The sequence below is a fragment of the Stenotrophomonas sp. NPDC077461 genome (genome assembly GCF_049545475.1).
Lineage (GTDB): Bacteria > Pseudomonadota > Gammaproteobacteria > Xanthomonadales > Xanthomonadaceae > Stenotrophomonas > Stenotrophomonas nematodicola.
Genome location: NZ_JBMWDO010000006.1, coordinates 194,146 through 212,930, shown reverse-complemented (window position 1 = coordinate 212,930; position 18,785 = coordinate 194,146). Strand labels below are relative to the sequence as shown.

The window sequence follows — 18,785 nt, the reverse complement described above, 5'->3', positions numbered from 1 at the left end:
AGGATCAGGAAGAGCATGAAGCTCCGAAAGACACGTACGTCGCTAGCCATTCTCCTTGCACTTGCTTCCGTAGCCGCCAATGCTGACGAGTCAGACAAGCCGGAGCTCACTGATCTTCCTGCCGTACAAGTCCCGCATCAACTGCTGGATACCCCTCTCTATGCTTCACTATCTATCGTTGGCCTGGGCAATTACGGTCTCGGCGGCGCGTTGAGCGCACCCTCCGCGATTGAGCAGGAAACAGACGACCGAAAGGACGACTGCGGGGAGACCCAAGGTAATCCGGTGGTGCTGTACACCGGCAACAAGGTCGAGGTCGAGCAGGACTTCGCCAGCGTCGGGGAAATGGGTCTCTACCTGCAACGTGTCTACAACCACCACTGGAGCGCGACCGGGCTGTTCGGCAATCACTGGCTGAGCAATTTCGACTACTCCCTCGCCTTCTCGGATGGCCAGAACGTCGCATGGGCACAGCAACCGGACGGGCGCCGGATCAAGTTCCTGTTTGATCCGGCGACGAACCGCTGGTACGAAGACAGGGCGCAGCCGGTGGCGTACATCGTGCGAACTGCCGACGGTGGGTTCTCGCTGTACAACGAGCGACGGGGCGTTGAAACCTACAATGCCGATGGCTACATCACCCAGCTTCGCAATGAGCAGGGTGTTTTCTGGAACTTTGCGTACGAAAGCAGATACCTCCAAACGGTAACGCACTCTTCCGGGCGCACCGTACGATTCACCTGGACCAATGGGCAGCTCACCCAGGTGACCGACCCAGCCGGCACTGCATTCCAATACACCTACACAGCAGACGTGTTTGGAACTGGCCGCGGGCGCTTGGCCAGTGTCCTGCTGCCGGGCTCACCGGCCACCACGGTGAGCTATCACTATGAAGATGCCCGCTACCCGGGTGGTTTGACGGGAAAATCGTTCAATGGGGTTCGATACTCCACCTTCGCGTATGACGCCAATAAACGTGCAGTGCTCACAGAACACGCCGGCGGTGTAGAGCGACACACCTTCAGCTACGCGGTGCAAAGTTCGGAACAGGTGTCACTGCCGCCGGCGCCGATCCGTCCTGGCGGCGACACGGCAAGCGAAGAAACGGGCTGGTGCGAATACGATCCCAGGCTCGGATATGTCTGCCAGGAACCACAGCTTCCGCCAGTTGGTCGCGCGTCCGCATCGGCAATCGCTGGCAATTCGGCGCCGTCGACCAGGCAGCGCCCCGTCCAGATCAGGATCACTGAAGTCAATCCGCTTGGTCGACAGACGACCTACGACTATGAAGATGGACGGCAGGTATCAATCACTGGCGACGCGTCGCCCCGGTGTGCCGCCAGCTATAAAGAACGAACCTACGACGCCAACGGCAACCCGGATCTGGTTCACGACTTTGCCAACAATCTGACCGACTTCGACTACAGTGCGCAGGGCTATCGCCTCAAGCAGGTCGAAGCAGTGGGAAGCGCGGCCCAGCGTACGACTACCTATGTCTGGGATACCGCCCGCAATCGACTCCTGAAAGAAACCGTCCACGGCGATCGCGAGACCGACTACACCTACGAAGACAGAGGCAATCTGGCCTCCATTTCAGTACGCAATATCAGTGCCCGAGGTGTGCCCGGCCAGGGCCGCACAACCTACTTCCACTACACCTACCACCCCAACGGGTTGAAGGCGACCGTGAAGATGGATGGGCCGCTGGCGCTTGACGACGTCACATCCGTTTTCAACGCGTCGGGTGACCTGCTCAGCGTGACCAACGCGCTCGGGCATGCGAACGTCTTCAGTAACCATGACGCGATGGGCAGACCTGGGCGGATCTTGGGTGCCAACGGCGAAGTTGTCGAGACCAGCTACGACGCGCGTGGCCGGGTCGCCACACAACGCAGGAACTTGGGAAGCGGCTGGGCCACCACAATCCTGAGCTATGACGGTGCGGGAAACCTGGCAAGTGCTACCCGGCCTGACGGCATTGTCGTGCGCTATGAATACGATGCGGCCCGTCGTCGCTTGAGTGAGCTGCAGCCCAGAGGAGATGGCACCTATGCATGGACGCGCTACGAGTACGACGCGGCGTCCAACGTGACGCGCACCGAGCTTCGCCACACGGACTATCCAGCTTCCGTCCAGGGAGGTGCGCGCTGATGTCGATCATGACCCTGAGCCTTATGGCGTTGAATGTCGTAGCGTTCAGTGCCTCTTACGAGTACGACGAGATGGGGCGGCTGGTCGCCGAACGCGGCAGCAATGGCCAACACACCCAGTACACGTACGATGCCGAAGGCCGCCGGACGCAGATCATCGAAGGCCAGAACCGGACGACAACCCTGGAGTACGACCCGCTGGGCCGCTTGGTGAAGCAGACCGATGCCGCTGGCGGCCAGACGACCTTTGCCTACGACCTTGGCGACCGGGTCGTGCGTGTCACTGACCCGCGTGGCTTGAATACGACATACGCGCATGACGGGCTCGGTCAGATGCGCTGGCAGCAGAGTCCTGATACGGGGCGCACAACCTACGACTACAACGCAGCCGGCATCCATACATCGGTCACCCGGAACGACGGCAGCGTTGTTTACTATGAACACGACGGGTTGGGCCGGCTCACGTTGAGTTCTGCAGAGGGAGAAATTCACCAGTTCAGCTACGATGGCTGTAGCGGCGGCAAGGGTCGTCTATGCGCTGTGTCCACCCCCGCAACGGCAACAGAGTTTGCCTACAACGGAGGTGGCCAGTTGATGAGCCGCCGCGACTGGACCACCATCGCAGGAACCCGAACCGACCATACGGTGAGCTATGGTTATGATGCCATTTCCCGTTTGAGTGCGATTCGCTACCCGAACGGAGATCGTGTCGAGTATGGATATGGTGTCGACGGTCGCATGGGCTCAATGTCGCTCATTTCCAGTGGCGTGGCCCAGCCTGTCATCGTGCAGGCCAACTGGCAGGCGACGGGAAGGCGCAACTGGTTGAACTACGGCAATGGGCTGGTCCGCTACTACGCCTATGACCTTGATGGCCGCCTCACCGACATGTCGGTGAGAGAGCAGGATCACACGGCGCGGGACTACAAGGGCTACTCCTATAGCGTCAACAATGAAATCAACGCGATCATCGACCCGATCGCGCCGGCGATGAATCAATGGATCGGCTACGATGCCTTGAGCCGGTTGACCACACTAGCCCGGTTCGATATCACCAATCGCCTGTCCTATGACGCCGGTGGCAACCATGACCGCTACGAGGCGGGACCGAACGTCACCCAGTACACCATTGACCCACACAGCAATCGTGTTCTGGACTATGTGAATCAAGATGGTGCCCGCCAGTATCAGTACGATGCGCTCGGCAACCGCATCAGCGAGACGGCCGGTTCGCGTGTTCAGACGTATGCGTACAGCGCGTACAACCGGATGCGTCAGAGCAACATCAATGGCCTGGTAACGGACTACGTCATCAACGCCCAGGGCCAGCGCGTCGCCAAGAGCAACGCCAGCACCAGCCGCTACTACTATGCCGGCCAGAACCAGTTGATGTCCGAGCTGACCGACAGCACCTGGACCAACTACCTTTGGTTCGATGGCGAACTGGTTGGCTTGGCGCGAAGCGGCCAGCTGAACTTCGTCCACACCGATCACCTCGGCCGCCCGGACTTCGTGACCAACGCAGGGCGGCAGACGGTCTGGAAGGCATACAACTACGCATATGGGCGAAGTGTTCAGCAGGATGATATCGGCGGACTGAATATCGGCTTCCCCGGACAGTACTACGATGCAGAGTCAGGGCTTTGGTACAACGGCTTCCGTGACTATGACGCTAGCATTGGCCGGTATGTGCAGAGTGATCCGATTGGGTTGGCGGGTGGGTTAAATACGTACTCATACGCTGCCGGGAACCCAATAGCGAGACTCGATCCCTGGGGATTGAAGGATTGCTCGTGTCAGTCGGCCTCCTTTACAGAGATCAGAGACTCGCTTCCAGACAAGGGAGTTCTAACGCAATTGGCCGATGGTGCAAATAGCTACAAGGATGGGATTGCCTGGGGCATAGCAGCGGCCGTCTCGAGCGGAGGCGCCATGGGAGCGACTGCTCAGAATGACGTGTCAACTGCCAATTATCTGATGTCCGGAGCCGCGATACAAGCAGCAAGTCATCCGCATCAGACCGCAGTGGTAGTAGCGGCTGCGACAAGCAAGTATCCTCTTCAGCTAGCTTCTCGAACCGCAGTTGCATACGCAGTTGGTTCTGCATTTGGTAGAAGTAACGGAGTTAAACTCGCGATGCTTGCTATGTATGGGTCCGCACTGAAGGCCGCTCACAACAATTCAGGGGCGTTGGCAGTTGCAGCCGTACTAGGAGAGAATATATGCGAATGAGATCAATCTTTCGATTTTCTTGCCCCAGCTGCAGTGCTTCTGGCCAAGCTTTTCTCATCGCTGATTCGATAGAGAAAAAAATAGAAACGAAATGCAATAACTGCGGTGCTGAGATAGTTTCCGAGCTTGGTGCCATGAAATCAGGGGCATGCTACATACTGACTTTGCTTGCGCTTGCACCGGCCGGTCTAATGTTGATTTCAACTGCATTGAGAGCAGATTGGCTACTATTCTCTGCATCGTTGCTAATAGGTGGTGTCGTCATGTTTGTGCCCTCCATGTATCTTCATTCTCGAAACGCAAAAATCAAAAATTCTTTGAGTCGGCCTGATAAGTACGGGCGAAAATATAATGTAGATCGTTAGCAAACGTGCAATCATTTCATTGTGTTGCCGATGCTGGCTTGGCTTCCGGCGACAGCAGCCGCTGCCAATCGATCAGCGTTCCCCTTGAGACTTCTCGGTGACCTCGCTGGACCCCCATCTGTCGGCCCGGCTCGAACCGCGCGCCTCGGCCCCGCACGCCCGCCTGCGTGCGATGCGGCGGCTGCACGCCGCCGGCATCCCGGTGGGCGTAATGGTGGCTCCGGTGATTCCGTGGATCAACGACGCCGAACTGGAGGCCGTGCTCGAGGCCGCCCACGACGCCGGCGCCTCCACCGCCGGTTACGTGCTGCTGCGCCTGCCGCTGGAAGTGGCCCCGCTGTTCCGAGACTGGCTCGACACCCATCACCCCGACCGCGCCGCCCACGTGATGAGCACCATCAACCAGCTGCGCGGCGGCAAGGACTACAACAGCGCCTTTGGCACCCGCATGCGCGGCGAAGGCGTCTACGCCGACCTGCTCTCCAACCGCTTCAAACTCGCGCGCCGGCGGCTGGGCTTCGACGCCCAGAACAGCCACTGGCCACGCCTGGACTGCAGCCGCTTCCAGCGCCCCTTGCCCCCGCGCGAGGATTCGCCGCAGGGATCGCTGTTCTAGCTCGGCGGCTGGACACCCGGCCGGCCCTGCGCCAACAATCCGCTGTCGCCCATGAGGGGCGTTCCAGGGGAAAGGACATGAACATCGGTGCCACTACGGCGGTTACCACCGCCGTCAACGCCACCAGCCGCTACTACTATGCCGGCTAGAACCAGTTGATGTCCGAGCTGACCGACAGCACCTGGACCAGCTACCTTTGGTTCGATGGCAAGCTGGTGGGCCTGGCGCGAAACGGGCAGTTGAACGTCGTCCATACCGATCACCTTGGCCGGCCGGACTTCGTGACCAACGCCGGGCGGCAGACGGTCTGGAAGGCATACAACTACGTATACGGGCGCAGTGTTCAGCAGGATGATATTGGCGGACTGAACATCGGCTTCCCCGGGCAGTACTACGATACAGAGTCGGGGCATTGGTATAACGGCTTCCGCGATTATGATGCGAGCATTGCGCGATATGTGCAGAGTGATCCGATTGGGTTGGCTGGTGGATTGAACACCTATGCCTATGTCGGGGGGAATCCGGTTAATGCGATCGATCCGTTGGGGTTGTTTGACGTTCGCGCTTATGGATTGCCCAATGGCCGCGGCTATCAGTACACGGTGACTTTTGATTCCGCCAGGTTTGGCGAGATACAACGGACATGGGGGCCTGCTGCAGCTGGTGGTGTTAGCAGTATCGGCAAATGGATCGGCAGAGCATCCAAGTTGTTCCCTGATCCTGCAGGTGTGTCGCGCATACCAGACAAGGACAAGAGGAAGCAATGCGACAACATGGATGCGGAGGCAGAACGTATCTTCAATGAGCAGGTCAACGAGACCTACTCCTATCAAAATCAGGCAGCAATGGAGAGTTTCCTAAATGCGTCCTTCGCCGCTCATCCAGAAATGGCATCGGTTTATCGCGGCGGAACACAAGGCATCTTGAGGATGCGCAAAGTAGAGCGCTAGGATGGGGGCAATGAACTTTCGTGCTGCGGCTCTGTGCTTAGTACCGGCGGCCGTCATTAGCGGCTTGTTCTCGATTTCGTTGCACGGGTGCGGGTGGTCGTCAAATGAGATGTTTGCGGCAGCAGTTTTTTTTGCTGTTGCAATAGGCGTCTCTATTCTGACCTTTGCACTAGCGAAAAAATGGTGGGTTGTGTTGTTTGGAGTTCTTATAGCGCCCCTTTTAGCCGCTTGGCTGTACTCACTCTTGATGCTGTTTTCTCCGGGGAACCTAAGTGCAGGCCCTTGTGTTGAGCGATCAACTTGGACTGCATTTTCAGCACTCTACTTGGCAGCAAGTAGCTCTGCGCTTTTGAATCGAAGCCTTTGGCAAAAGCGCGCTGTTGCCGCAGTAGTAGCGGCTATTGCAATTGCAGCGGCGGTGCTACTACTACGAAACGTCTTTTAAGAAGAAGCCCCGCCAAGCGCGGGGCTTCGTCGTTTAGCGGCCCGTGGTCTCCTGTTGCAGGACGGTATCGATCATCTGCATGACGAAGCGCTGCTGTGCCTTGGGCAGTCGGGTGATGTGTTCGAGCTGCTGTTGCAGCTTCGGTGCCGGCCCGCGCTTGGCGGGCGTGGCGGGTTCGCCGATCAGTTCTTCGACCGACACGCCCAGCGCCCGCGCGATGGTCGGCAGCGCCGAGACCTGGATGCGCCGTCGGCCGACCTCGTAGGCGGTGATGGAGGCTTGCCTTGTTGGTTTCACGCCCTCAAACTATCCGGGAGGCACGGTGAAGGGCGGCGGCGCCGAGTACATTGTCAAGAAGTGTTCGCACAAGATTGAGCGCATGCGTCCTTACATGTAGAGGCTGACCTATGCCTATGCCAGGGGGAAGCGGAAAACTGGCTCCCTGGGAATCTGCTACGCCAGCCAAGGACGCAACCGTGAGCGCATCGTTTTTCACTTCTCTGATTTACTTGTTTGGCTTCGTTGGCCTTGCTTCGATCGGCTTACTTCCGTTCCGGGCTTGGCAAACGTTGAGGAGCCTATCCAAAAGCAAGTCGTCTCCCATCTCAAGAGCGGCATCGTTGGTCTTCATCGCATTGATAGCAGCAGTAGCACTCTGGGCTGACGTGCAGGTCACTGCACGAATTTTCAAGTGCCTAACTGGACGTTACTGTGGTCCAACCATTGCAGGCGGCTGGATTTATCTGGCAATGCTTGGCGTGGTTTACTTTGCTTTTGAGACCGCAGTTCTTGTGGTGCAGAAGATCAGTCGAGACAAAGCAATCAATCCCGCCGCATAGATGAGGCGCACGACCACAATGGCTACTAGGTAGCAGGGCGAGCTGCCGTTGGGCGGCGCGGTGGCTAAGGGCGTTGGCCCAGCGGTGGGTTTGAGAACCGAAGTATCTGCAAAGCATGGATCAGCATTCAAGGCAACTTGCAATAATTGCGGGGCACTGGCCGTGGCTGCCATAACCGGGGAAGCGATATGCAACTGACGTCGCCCTTTAGGTTCTCTTGTCCATACTGTCATGCGGAGGGACAAGGATTCTCGATTCTTCGATCACTCGAAAAGACAACGCGAACGTCGTGTTCGATTTGTGGCGTAGCGCTTGAGTCTAGCTTTGGCGGACTCAAGTATGCGCTTTTTCTGTTTTATACCCAGATTGTGGCCGCACCGGTAGGAATACTCCTGATAGCGGGAGCACTGACCGGGCGTTGGCTATGGGTGGGCGGGGCGTTGCTTGCCAGCATCCTGTTGGTGTGGGTTCCCCCAATGTTTCTGCACTCACGAAACGTGGCCGTGAAAACGGCTGCGGAGAGACCCCTACGATACGGGCGCAAACCACGACCGGAACAGTGAGGAAGCCGCCGCTCAGTCCCTTCTGCGCGCAAAGCTACTGAAAGCGCTTCAGGCAGTTGCTGTTCTGAGTCCCAAACGCGGACATCGTTGATGCAGAGCCAATGGCGTTCAAGGGCGATGGTGCCACATGCTCAACACCGGGGTGGCGTTGAGGCAACCCTCCGCGTTGAGTGCTTTCAGCGCATCCGGCCTGCGCTACCGATCTCCCACTTCCGCGTAGCGCAAGGTGGGCTTCGCGGGCGCCGGAGCGGCAGCGTCGGGCGGTGGGGTCTGCCACAGCGATGTGACGGTGAGCTGGCCGGGGATGGCTTCGATCCTTACCTGCACGCCCACGTCGAACCCCAGTGCGCGCAGCCAGGCGCCACGCAGCATGACGAAGGGAATAGGACCGACGGCATCGCGGTCCTCGGGCCCCACCTGCGGCAGTGCGCGCACGTTATGGATGCTGCGGGGCGCGTGGGGCTGCCTGCGCGAGGGGGATGCGCCTTCGGGCGGTTTGATCGGGTTGGTTGTCATGATTGCCTCCAATGCGGAAGGGCCCTCGCCGGTGAGGGCGAGGGCGTCGGGAGGTCAAAAACCGCAAGAACCGAACGGCGGGCGTATTCCCCCATGAGGGTGTTGTATTAGCCACCCTCCCGACATGGGGCATCCATAATTTTGGTTCTTGTGGAGTTTTTGCGCTCCGTTGACCACCATGCCGAGTGGTGCAGAAGAAACGAAGTCGATTGTTTCTGTTGAACTTTCAGCTTGAGTAGGTGGCGCCTACCGTGTGTCGCCATCGGCTCGGTCCCGCCCCGCATTTCGGGCGTTTATGGGAACTGGCCCGCAGATCTCACCCGCCGCCGTACAGCTTCTCCCCGCTCTGGAACAGGATCCAGCGGGTGGCGATGAACGTGTCGCCGCCCTGCGGCCGGTTGCCGCGATGGGTGTGGGTGAATGCTGTCGGTGCGATCAGCAGGCTGCCGGTGCGCGGCGCGATCTGAACAGGAACTCGGTTTCGCCCTGCTCGACGTTGTCGTAATGGTTCGACGGCGAGCTGGTGGGCCCGACGTCCCCCCGAGATTGAGTAGCGAAGCGGTTTGGAGTCCAATTCTCAATGACAAGGAGATTGGACGTGAAAAAGCGCTTTTCCGAAGAGCAGATCATTGGCTTCCTACGCGAGGCTGAGGCCGGCATGCCCATCAAGGACCTCTGCCGCCAGCATGGTTTTAGCGAGGCCTCGTACTACCTGTCGCGCAGCAAGTTCGGCGGCATGAGCGTGACCGACGCCAAACGGCTCAAAGACCTGGAGGCGGAGAACACACGCCTGAAGAAGCTACTGGCAGAACAGGTCTTCGAGAACGACGTCATCAAGGATGCGTTGCGAAAAAAGTGGTGACCGCACCGGCGCGCAGGCTGCTGGTGCGGAGCATGGTCGAGAAGGGGGTGAGCGAGCGGCGAGCGCTGACGGTGGTGCGGATGAGCGCTAGCGCGCTGCGCTATGAGCCTCGGGCCGATCGCAACGCTGAGCTGCGCGAGCAGATCGCTGCGCTGGCGCACCGGCACAGACGCTACGGAGTGGGCATGATCCATTTGAAACTGCGACAGAAGGGGCTGGTCGTGAACTACAAGCGAGTGGAGCGCTTGTACCAGGAAGCGGGCCTACAGGTGCGTTGCAGAAAGCGTAAGAAGGTACCGGTGGGCGAGCGCCAGCCCCTCCTGCGTCCGTCCGCCGCCAATGAGGTGTGGTCGATGGACTTCGTGTTCGACCGTACTGCGGAAGGCCGGGTGGTCAAGTGCCTGACCATCGTCGACGACGCCACCCACGAAGCTGTGGCCATCGAAGTGGAGCGGGCAATATCCGGGCAAGGTGTGTCGAGGGTGCTCGACAGACTGGCCATGCAGCGAGGCTTGCCGCGAGTGATCAGGACAGACAATGGCAAGGAATTTTGCGGTAAGGCGATGGTGGCCTGGGCTTACGAGAAGGGAGTTGCCCTGCGTCTGATCGAACCAGGCAAACCGAACCAAAATGCTTACGTCGAGTCCTTTAACGGGCGGCTACGCGACGAATGCCTCAACGAGCACTGGTTCCCGACATTGCTTCACGCCCGTACCAGCATCGAAAGCTGGCGACGCGACTACAACGAAGAAAGACCCAAGCGAGCGCTTGGCGGGCTAACACCTGCCCAGTACGCCGCGCAGTTGGCGACGAAGAAAGATAACATCAGCACCGGACTCTAAACCCGCTCACTACTCAAGCCGGGGGGACGTCGGGCCTGGCGCGAAACGGACAGTTGAACTTCGTCCATACCGATCACCTTGGCCGGCCGGACTTCGTGACCAACGCAGGGCGGCAGACGGTCTGGAAGGCATACACCTATGCATACGGGCGCAGTGTTCAGCAGGACGATATTGGCGGACTGAACATTGGCTTCCCTGGGCAGTACTACGATGCAGAATCAGGGCTTTGGTACAACGGCTTCCGCGACTATGATGCGAGCGTTGCGCGGTAGGTGCAAAGTGATCCCATTGGGTTGGCTGAGGGAATCAGCACCTATGCCTATGTGGGGGTAATCCGATCAGCTTCGTTGATCGGCTTGGATTACAAGCGACAACGGTTGATGCCTGTTGCGCTCGTTACGGAGCCGCTGCGTGTGCAGAAGTGGTTTCTGGAGGGGGAGCTGCCAACCTGGCACCGAAGGCGTTAGGCACCGGCTTTGCCGCTTGGGCATGGTGCAGGATGACTGGCTGCACTATCCCGAATGCGCAGATGTCGAAAGCGAAGGCTTCCAGAGAACAGAAGCCTGATAACTGCCCAGCCGGTAAAAAACCAATCGATCAGTGGCCGGGCCTTAGCAGAGACGATATTCATGGAATCAAGGCAGGGATAAATGCCGGGGCCAAAGACTGGTTTGGAATTAGTCCTGATAGAAACGTATGGATCAATGAAGATGGTGTGGGAAGTGATCAAGGACATTTGGGTGATTAACTGCTATGAGTAATTCGATCCGATACAGAATCTCGCTTCGAATAACACATCCAAGTATCGCAAGTGATGAAATAAGCGCTGAACTTGGACTCAATCCCAGGATCTCTTACACGGCTGGCGATAAGAAGCTGACACCAAAAGGGAAAGAGGTTCCTGGCACCAGAAAAGAAACTTTCTGGTGCTATGAGCTGCCCACAGGCGATGAGCCATTCGAGCTTGTGATATCGCGCTTCAGCAAGGAATTGGCTGAAAAAAAGTCATTTTTGGATCGCCTGTCTTCCACCGGAGGGCACGTGGAGCACTTCATTGGGTGGTTCTCTCCCGAAAACTCAGGGTTCGTATTGGAAAATGGCCTTTTGAAGCTGCTCGCGGAGCTGAAGATCACCTTGGCGTTCGACATATATAACAATCCTCAGTCAGCGTAGCCCGGATGGAGCGCCACGCAATCCGGTATTGAAATGATCGAATGGCGCGTACCATGTCTACCCGAGTACCAGGCAAGCCCTCATCCGGAACTCTTCACGGAGGGGGAGACAATGGGGGAGATTACGGGACTGCGGTATTGGATGCCGCAACGGCAGCTCGTTTTGGCAATCCCTACTTCTCTTATCCAGCGACACCAAGTGGGGTCATCAAAAGATCTGATCCGAGGACTGGAAACGTCAGGAACATTGACTATCCGAAGCCGGGCGATGGATGTGGATGCAAATAGCCGGGAGGACACGGTGATGCATAACGTTCACTGTCTTGGTTTCGCTGCGCTTCTCATGGGGGTTATCCCATTTGCCAGTGCTGAAAAGGCATGTGCTGGAGGAGATGGTGCGGACGCTTCTTCAGCACTTGGGGTCGCCTACGACCACTTCGATCAGGATCTGTCGAAGACGTGGTGCAGAAGAAACGAGGTCGATTGTTTCTGTTGAACTTTGAGCTTGAGTAGGCGGCGCCTACTGCATGTCGCTATCAGCCCAAGCTGCTCCAGAAACGTGGACTGATTCGCAGATACTCATCGCTCACGGCCTTCGTACGCATGCAACGGCATGCCACGGAGGGTGATAGGCCAAGCACGCGCCATCCCGCAGCAGAACGCAGGCATTGCCGACAGTGCAGCGCGTCCTTCCGTCTCTGTTTCGATGACTGACTGCACAGAAGCAGCGCGACGGCCAGTGAAGCTTCTGATGGAAGCCCATCCAACTACCGCATCAGCTCAAAGCACGTCGCGGGGTTCCTTGGCTGTGCGCGCACCCATGCCAGCGCAGTGCACGCCACGCATTCTTCTTCAGACACGCTGAAAATGGCTGCATTTCTGCACTTTGCGCAGCGAAAGCGGAAAACTGCATGCAGCCACAGTCAACGGATGACTAGCACACCGTCCGCAACTTGACCTAGATGGAGATCACGACGGGAGCCCGATGTTGCATTGAGCCGGATGCGTCAGGGTGGATTGACGCACCGTGCGAGGGGGAGGGAAATGCCATCGTCTGGTGCGGCAGTTTCCATCAAGGCTTGAATCGAAAAAGCGCGCCGGGCTATAGACAGTCTTGTATCCATTCAACACGGAGTACGAATGAGATGAAACAGTCGAAGGTGTTTCTTGCAGGTCTGCTCAGAGTGCCGCATCGCCACGCGTAGAACAGGCGCTGCGATGCCGCGCCAACAGCGATGGCACCTGGTACTGCGAGTACGTCATCAAGTGGTGACGCCACAGGTCCATCCACACGCATCTGGCGTCCGCGGCGCTGGGTGCCCAGCGCGCGAGGAACACGTTCATGAACACAGGAACATGCCGGTACCTGCTACTCCCCCTGGTGGTGTTGCTCTGTTCCTGCAGCACCTACTCCCTGGACAATGCCGCAGAGGATGCGGCGTTCCTGCGCGGATGGGACAGGGAGTGCACACCTGCAGCAGGTGCAAAGCCGCAGGTCTGCTCGGAGACGTACTGGTCCACCACGCCGCGCACCAAACGCGAGCAGGGTGCGCCCTTCCAGCTACGCAAACCGGACTAGATCAGCGTGTACGCATCCGTTGAGATCGCACTGCTCTGGTTACGCGGCCATCCGTCGAGGCTCATCCACCTTGTTGCATCACTCGCCATAGCGACGTGCTCATGGCTGGTGCTCTCGACCATCGCCTCGACCATCTCCGAGCGTGCCGCCCACGGCCAGAGCGAGGCCATCGTGGTGATGGCAGAGCGCAAGGGCCGACCGTTGCCATTGGGCCATATCGCCACGATGGAGGCGCTGCACGGCGTGGCCGACGTTGCGTACATGACCTTCCTGCCGGTGATGTGTCGGGAGCCATCCACGATTGCCACGCTCAACGCCTGGCACATTCCAACAGACAGGCTGCGCGCGGTGCTGGGCGAGAACACCCCGGTAGATGCCATCCGCTCCTGGCAGGCAGCAGATGGAAACCTGCTGGTTGGATCGCGGCTTGCGCGAGAGTGCGGATGGACGGCCGGTGTGACCATCGAGCCGATCAACGCCTTCAACGGCAGCCGCGTGCGCGTGACGATCACCAGCGTCCTTCCGCCTGGCCTTGGCGGCAGCGGTGATCAGATCGCCTACGCGCACTACCGCTACATCGATCGCATGAGTCCGCCGCAGGACGGCGGAACCTTTCGGGTCGCGCGCGTGTATCCCCGCAAGGGCGTGAGCGCTGCCGCGCTGGCCGCCACGGTGGAGACCGCGTTGGCGCACGGGACCGAGCCCGTGGAGGCCACGCCGTCTGCAGAGGCCGAGAGCCTGATGGCCCGCTTCGAGAGCGTGGGCGTGCTCCTGTGGGGCGTTGCGGCCGCGATGGGCACATCCACCCTGCTCCTTTTCGCCAGCGCTTTCGCCCATGCGGCGGCCAAGCGCAGGGCATCCATCGCGGTGCTGCTCGCGCTCGGATTCAGGCACAGGCAGATCCGCTATGGGAGTGCCCTGGAGATTGCGGCCGTCGTCGTGGCAGGAACGGCCGTTGGCGCTGCCGCCGGATACGCCGTGCTGCACGCCATCGCGCCGCTTACCTCGCTCCACCTGGGGGGAACCCGCATCACCGCAGGCCCCTGTATCGCCATCGCGGCGGGAGGCGGGGTGTTGTGGTTGCTGTCGGCGCTTGCCCCCCTCCTGGCGGTAGGCGGCGTCCAGCCAACAGACATGAACGCCGCGTAGGGGACGACGCATGCGCATCCTTCATCTTCTGGCCTTGGCGGCGCGCATGCATTGGGCGAGCCCTCGCGACGTTTTGATGGCGGTCGCGGGATTCGCCCTGGCGTCGTTGGTGCTGACGCTGCTTCTGGCCATACCGTCCGGTCTGGAAAAAGCCGCGGCCTCCACCGGCAGGCCGGACGTGGCGTTGGCACTGAGTGCGGGCGCGTTCGATGAGGCGACCAGCACGCTGAGCGCGCAGCACCTTCAGCCGCTTGGCAGCCTGCCCGCTGTGGCACGCGATGAGCACGGAGCGCCGCTCATCGCGCCACACCTGATCGGGCGGACGACGATAACGGTGAACGGCCGAAACCGGCCCATCCAGGTGCGCGGTGTGGACCCCATGACCTGGAAGGTGATGGAACTCGAGGGTGAGCGCCTCGCCCGGCTGGTGACGGGCTCGCGAGGGCTTCTGATCGGATCATGGGCGGTGACTCCACCGTCGAGCCACCCCGTACGGGTGCGCGCGGGCCAATGGCACGTAGCAGGCCGTGCCGACCACGACGGGAGCCTTTGGGACTCGGAGTATTGGGCAGATCTGTCCACGCTTCAGGCGGACTACCAGTCACCGTCGCAGTTCTCGGTCGCGTTGATCAGACTCAACGCGGCTACCGATCTGCCGGCGCTGCGGGAGGCGGTGCGTGAGGATCCCCGTCTGAGCGGTATCAGGATAGTGCGGCAATCGGACTACTATCAGCTCCACACGCAGTGGTTGGCAGAGCTGATCCGCAGCGTGTCGCTGGTGATCGCGGCCACTCTGGGCGCTGCGGCCGCGCTGACCATCGGCAATGCACTGAGCACGTCGTTCCTGGGCCGCCGCAGGTACGCGGCAACGTTGCGCGCGATGGGGTTCAGCAGCCGCACCCTTGCCCTGGCAGCGTGGATGGAAGTGCAGATCATCGGTGCGCTTACATGCTGCGCTGTTCTTCTGCTGGTGCGGGTGACGCTGGATGGCCATACCTTCGCTGCCGCAAGCGAGGGTCATCAGGTGCTCGCACAGCTGGATGTTGGCGTTGGGGCCGCGGCGGTGTCGCTGGTCTACACCCTGCTGCTGGCAACGGCGGCGTCGGTAGTGCCGATCTGGACGCTGTCTTTCGGCATCCTCGTGGACGCACTTGGCGCTGACCGATGATGGATCACGGCAGGGTGCGCCCTCACCCGCCGCCGTACAGCTTCTCTGCGCTCTGGAAGAGGATCCAGCTGGTGGCGATGAACTTGTCGCCCCCCTGCGGCCGGTTGCCTCGATGGGTGTGGGTGAATGCCGTCGGCGCGATCAGCAGGCTGCCGGTACGCGGCGCGATCTTGCGGCCCTGGAACAGGAACTCGGTTTCGCCCTGCTCGAAGTCGTCGTTGAGATACAGCGTCCACAGCAGGTGGCGGTGCAGCGTTTCGGCTGCGGGGTCGCGCGGGTACAGCTCGCAGTGCCAATAGGGGTAGCCGCCCTCGCCTGCCGCATACCATTGCAGGTTGATGGCACCGGGGCGCAGGCAGGTGCGGGCCAGGTTGGACAGCGTGTCGGCGTCCATCGTGGCGAAATCCTCGGCGGCCAGACGGCGCGGCTGGCCGGCGCTGTCGTGGACCTGCAACATCAGCGGCGAGATCAGGGCCTGTGGATAACGGCGTAGATAACTCATCACGCCGACAAAAACGGCTTGTTGCAGCTGCATTTCAACCTGCGCCCACGCCGGATCGCCGCTGATCCGAAGATCCTTGCTGTGCTTGAGTTCCGGGTAGATTCCGCTGCCCACTTCACCGGGCTTCAACTGCGCACTGGTTCGCATCCGGGCCAGGATTGCCGCGCAGGATTCGGCGGGGATGGCGTTGTGGATTACTTCGATGAAGTCCAGCGGCGAATCGGCGGTCATGGGGTCTTCCGTGGGCGCGATGCCCCGATGGTGACCGCTGCGATGGCCGATGTCACGCCGTTGCCACGTTGGTTTTCTGTTGTGCCACGGGACCGGCGATGGGCCGGTCCCAGGCGACGGCTCAGCCGTGCGCGGCGTCGTGCTCGCGGTGGTAACGGGTGGCTTCGGCCACTTCGTTGCGCGAGCCGAGGAACACCGGCACGCGCTGGTGCAGCTGGTCGGGCTGGATGTCGAGGATGCGCTCGCGGCCGGTGGTGGCGGCGCCGCCGGCCTGTTCAACCAGCAGGCCCATCGGGTTGGCTTCGTACATCAGGCGCAGCTTGCCGGCCTTGGACGGGTCCTTCCTGTCCCACGGGTAGATGAAGATGCCGCCGCGGGTCAGGATGCGGTGGACGTCGGCGACCATGCTGGCGATCCAGCGCATGTTGAAGTTCTTGCCGCGCGCGCCTTCTTTGCCCGCCAGCAGGTCCTGCACGTAGGCCTGCATCGGGGTTTCCCAATGGCGCTGGTTGGACATGTTGATGGCGAACTCCTGGGTGTCCGCCGGGATCTGCATGTCCGGCGTGGTCAGCACGAACTCGCCCTTCTCGCGGTCCAGGGTGAAGGCATGCGTGCCGTGGCCGACGGTGAGCACCATCTGCGTGCTCGGCCCGTAGATGCAGTAGCCGGCCGCGACCTGCGCGGTGCCCGGCTGCAGGAAACTGGCATCGTCGGGCTGCTCGGTGCCCGGCGGGCAGCGCAGCACCGAGAAGATGGTGCCGACCGACACGTTGACGTCGATGTTGGAGCTGCCATCGAGGGGATCGAACAGCAGCAGGAAGTCGCCGCGCGGGTAGGTATCCGGCACCGGCTGGCAGTGGTCCATTTCCTCGGACGCGCATGCGGCGAGGTGGCCGCCCCAGGCGTTGGCTTCGAGCAGGATCTCGTTGCTGATCACGTCCAGTTTCTTCTGCGCTTCGCCCTGCACGTTGCCGGTGCCGGCTTCGCCAAGCACGCCGCCCAGGGCGCCCTTGCTGACCGCGATGGAGATGCTGGTGCAGGCGCGGGCGACGACGGCGATCAGCTGGCGCAGGTCGGCGTTGATGCGGCCGGCATGCTGCTCTTCGATCAGGTACCGGGTAAGCGACGTACGGGACATGGAATGGCTGCCACAGACATTTGGGGGCCATATTGTGGCCCGTTGTTGGCGGCATTACGAGGTTGGGAAGAACGTAAGCGGTTACATGTCGTGCCGGCCGGTGCCACCAAAAACAACGGCCGCACTGGGCGGCCGTTGTTTCATGCACGGCGGGTTGCTTCAGCCCTTGGCGACGGTCGCCACGGCCTTGGCTACGTACGCCAGGTTGCCCTGGTTCAGCGCGGCCACGCAGATGCGGCCGGTGCCGACGGCGTAGATGCCGAACTCGTCGCGCAGGCGGTCCACCTGCGGGCGGCTCAGGCCGGAGTAGGAGAACATGCCCGCCTGGTCATTGATGAAGGCGAACTCCGGCGCACCAGCGGCCACCAGGTGTTCCACCAGGCCGTGGCGCAGGGCGTGGATACGCTCGCGCATCTCGGTCAGTTCCGCTTCCCACACCTGGCGCAGTTCGACGCTGTTGAGCACGCCGGACACCAGGGCCGCGCCGTGGTTGGACGGGCTGGAGTAGATGGTGCGGATGATGCGCTTGACCTGCGACTGCACGGCCTTGGCGGCGTTGGCATCCGGTGCCACCACCGACAGCGCGCCGATGCGCTCGCCGTACAGCGAGAACGACTTGGAGTACGAGTTGGCGACCACGAAGCTGTCGATGCCGGCCTCGGCGATGATGCGCACGGCGGCGCCGTCGTCGCTGATGCCCTTGTCGAAGCCCTGGTAGGCCATGTCGATGAACGGGAACAGCTGGCGGTCCTTCAGCAGCTCGGCCACCTGCTTCCACTGCGCGACGGTGAGGTCGGCACCGGTGGGGTTGTGGCAGCAGGCATGCAGCAGCACCACGGTGCCCGGCTGCAGCTTGGCCAGGTCGGCCAGCATGGCGTCGAAGTCCACGCCGTGGGTAGCCGGGTCGAAGTAGCTGTATTCCACGACCTCGAAGCCGGCCGCCCCGAACACCGCGCGGTGGTTTTCCCAGCTCGGGTTGCTGATGGCGATGGTGGCGTGCGGCAGCAGGCGGTGCAGCAGGTCGGCGCCGACGCGCAGCGCACCGCTGCCGCCGATGGTCTGCGAGGTGGCCACGCGGCCGGCGGCCAGCAGCGGCGAATCCTTGCCGAACACCAGTTCGCGGGTGGCCTGGTTGTAGGCGGGCAGGCCATCAATGGGCAGATAGCCGCGCGGTTTGGCCTCGGCGGCGAGCTGCTGCTCGATCTGCTTGACGGCGCGGAGCAGCGGAATGCGGCCGCTCTCGTCGTAGTAGATGCCCACACCCAGGTTGACCTTGGTTGGGCGGCTGTCGGCGTTGTACGCCTCGGTCAGGCCCAGGATCGGGTCGCCTGGGACCAGTTCCACATTTGCAAAGAAGGACACGGCGGTACTCATTCGGATGACGGAAGGGGGGAGGATGGCGCGACGCAGGTTGCGGCAGAATCAGCCAAAACCGACCCATCGTAACAAAGCCGCGCCGAGGGCGC

The 18,785-nt window shown here is 60.8% G+C and carries 16 protein-coding genes and 2 pseudogenes; 12 read left to right on the top strand and 6 right to left on the bottom strand.

Translation table 11 applies throughout. From position 1 onward, the window contains the following. The first annotated feature begins 15 nt into the window (after positions 1–15). The 5 genes and pseudogenes from ACPEH8_RS12655 to ACPEH8_RS12635 all read left to right on the top strand — a co-directional run bounded on the left by ACPEH8_RS12655 (position 16) and on the right by ACPEH8_RS12635 (position 6,758). Positions 16–2,151 (top strand): DUF6531 domain-containing protein, encoded by a 2,136-nt coding sequence (locus ACPEH8_RS12655; protein ID WP_423666971.1) that lies wholly within the window; start codon positions 16–18, stop codon positions 2,149–2,151. After that, positions 2,151–4,382, top strand: coding sequence for an RHS repeat-associated core domain-containing protein (locus ACPEH8_RS12650; RefSeq protein ID WP_423666968.1), 2,232 nt, complete (start codon positions 2,151–2,153; stop codon positions 4,380–4,382). Before ACPEH8_RS12655 ends, ACPEH8_RS12650 begins: the two co-directional genes overlap by 1 nt. 456 nt (positions 4,383–4,838) lie before the next feature. After that, a pseudogene (locus tag ACPEH8_RS12645) lies at positions 4,839–5,363 on the top strand (SPL family radical SAM protein); the annotation flags it as partial. Between the two features lie 158 nt (positions 5,364–5,521). Continuing rightward, a complete protein-coding gene (locus ACPEH8_RS12640) occupies positions 5,522–6,313 on the top strand; it encodes an RHS repeat-associated core domain-containing protein (protein ID WP_423666965.1) in 792 nt (263 codons plus the stop codon). 10 nt (positions 6,314–6,323) lie between these two features. Then, positions 6,324–6,758 (top strand): hypothetical protein, encoded by a 435-nt coding sequence (locus ACPEH8_RS12635; RefSeq protein WP_423666962.1) that lies wholly within the window; start codon positions 6,324–6,326, stop codon positions 6,756–6,758. A gap of 33 nt (positions 6,759–6,791) precedes the next feature. On the opposite strand, the gene ACPEH8_RS12630 is transcribed toward ACPEH8_RS12635, so the two are convergent. Further along, a complete protein-coding gene (locus ACPEH8_RS12630; protein ID WP_423666959.1) occupies positions 6,792–7,055 on the bottom strand; it encodes a hypothetical protein in 264 nt (87 codons plus the stop codon). A 179-nt stretch (positions 7,056–7,234) separates the two neighbouring features. Here ACPEH8_RS12630 and ACPEH8_RS12625 point away from each other — a divergent pair, with 179 nt between their 5' ends. Beyond that, positions 7,235–7,597, top strand: coding sequence for a hypothetical protein (locus tag ACPEH8_RS12625; RefSeq protein WP_153165496.1), 363 nt, complete (start codon positions 7,235–7,237; stop codon positions 7,595–7,597). A gap of 758 nt (positions 7,598–8,355) precedes the next feature. Here the strand turns inward: ACPEH8_RS12625 and ACPEH8_RS12620 are convergent. After that, the gene (locus ACPEH8_RS12620; RefSeq protein ID WP_136005779.1) at positions 8,356–8,676 is read right to left on the bottom strand and encodes a SymE family type I addiction module toxin; all 321 of its coding nucleotides are present in this window, start codon (positions 8,674–8,676) and stop codon (positions 8,356–8,358) included. Between the two features lie 316 nt (positions 8,677–8,992). After that, positions 8,993–9,177 (bottom strand): annotated as a pseudogene (locus tag ACPEH8_RS12615) (2OG-Fe(II) oxygenase); the annotation flags it as partial. Positions 9,178–9,256: 79 nt separating this feature from the next. Between ACPEH8_RS12615 and ACPEH8_RS12610 the strand changes: the two are divergent. The 6 genes from ACPEH8_RS12610 to ACPEH8_RS12585 all read left to right on the top strand — a co-directional run bounded on the left by ACPEH8_RS12610 (position 9,257) and on the right by ACPEH8_RS12585 (position 15,448). Then, positions 9,257–10,380 (top strand): IS3 family transposase gene (locus ACPEH8_RS12610; RefSeq protein WP_423666956.1). Its coding sequence is split into 2 segments (ribosomal slippage): positions 9,257–9,533 and positions 9,533–10,380, totalling 1,125 coding nucleotides; the frame shifts between segments, so codons are not numbered across the junction. Between the two features lie 53 nt (positions 10,381–10,433). Next, positions 10,434–10,652: an RHS repeat-associated core domain-containing protein gene (locus ACPEH8_RS12605; protein ID WP_423666953.1), complete on the top strand. Its 219-nt coding sequence runs from the start codon at positions 10,434–10,436 to the stop codon at positions 10,650–10,652. 257 nt (positions 10,653–10,909) lie between these two features. After that, on the top strand, positions 10,910–11,128 hold the full coding sequence (locus ACPEH8_RS12600) for a hypothetical protein (RefSeq protein WP_423666951.1): 219 nt from the start codon (positions 10,910–10,912) through the stop codon (positions 11,126–11,128). Between the two features lie 5 nt (positions 11,129–11,133). Then, positions 11,134–11,553 (top strand): DUF4279 domain-containing protein, encoded by a 420-nt coding sequence (locus tag ACPEH8_RS12595; RefSeq protein ID WP_262071550.1) that lies wholly within the window; start codon positions 11,134–11,136, stop codon positions 11,551–11,553. A gap of 1,584 nt (positions 11,554–13,137) precedes the next feature. Next, positions 13,138–14,280: an FtsX-like permease family protein gene (locus tag ACPEH8_RS12590; RefSeq protein ID WP_423666948.1), complete on the top strand. Its 1,143-nt coding sequence runs from the start codon at positions 13,138–13,140 to the stop codon at positions 14,278–14,280. 10 nt (positions 14,281–14,290) lie between these two features. After that, positions 14,291–15,448, top strand: coding sequence for a hypothetical protein (locus ACPEH8_RS12585; protein WP_423666945.1), 1,158 nt, complete (start codon positions 14,291–14,293; stop codon positions 15,446–15,448). A gap of 22 nt (positions 15,449–15,470) precedes the next feature. Here ACPEH8_RS12585 and ACPEH8_RS12580 read toward each other — a convergent pair whose 3' ends face one another. The 3 genes from ACPEH8_RS12580 to ACPEH8_RS12570 form a co-directional block, all read right to left on the bottom strand. Next, a complete protein-coding gene (locus ACPEH8_RS12580) occupies positions 15,471–16,181 on the bottom strand; it encodes a 2OG-Fe(II) oxygenase (RefSeq protein WP_136005774.1) in 711 nt (236 codons plus the stop codon). Positions 16,182–16,302: 121 nt separating this feature from the next. Further along, on the bottom strand, positions 16,303–17,319 hold the full coding sequence (locus ACPEH8_RS12575; RefSeq protein WP_287253352.1) for a class 1 fructose-bisphosphatase: 1,017 nt from the start codon (positions 17,317–17,319) through the stop codon (positions 16,303–16,305). Positions 17,320–17,478: 159 nt separating this feature from the next. After that, positions 17,479–18,681: an aromatic amino acid transaminase gene (locus ACPEH8_RS12570; RefSeq protein WP_136005770.1), complete on the bottom strand. Its 1,203-nt coding sequence runs from the start codon at positions 18,679–18,681 to the stop codon at positions 17,479–17,481. Positions 18,682–18,785 lie beyond the last annotated feature (104 nt).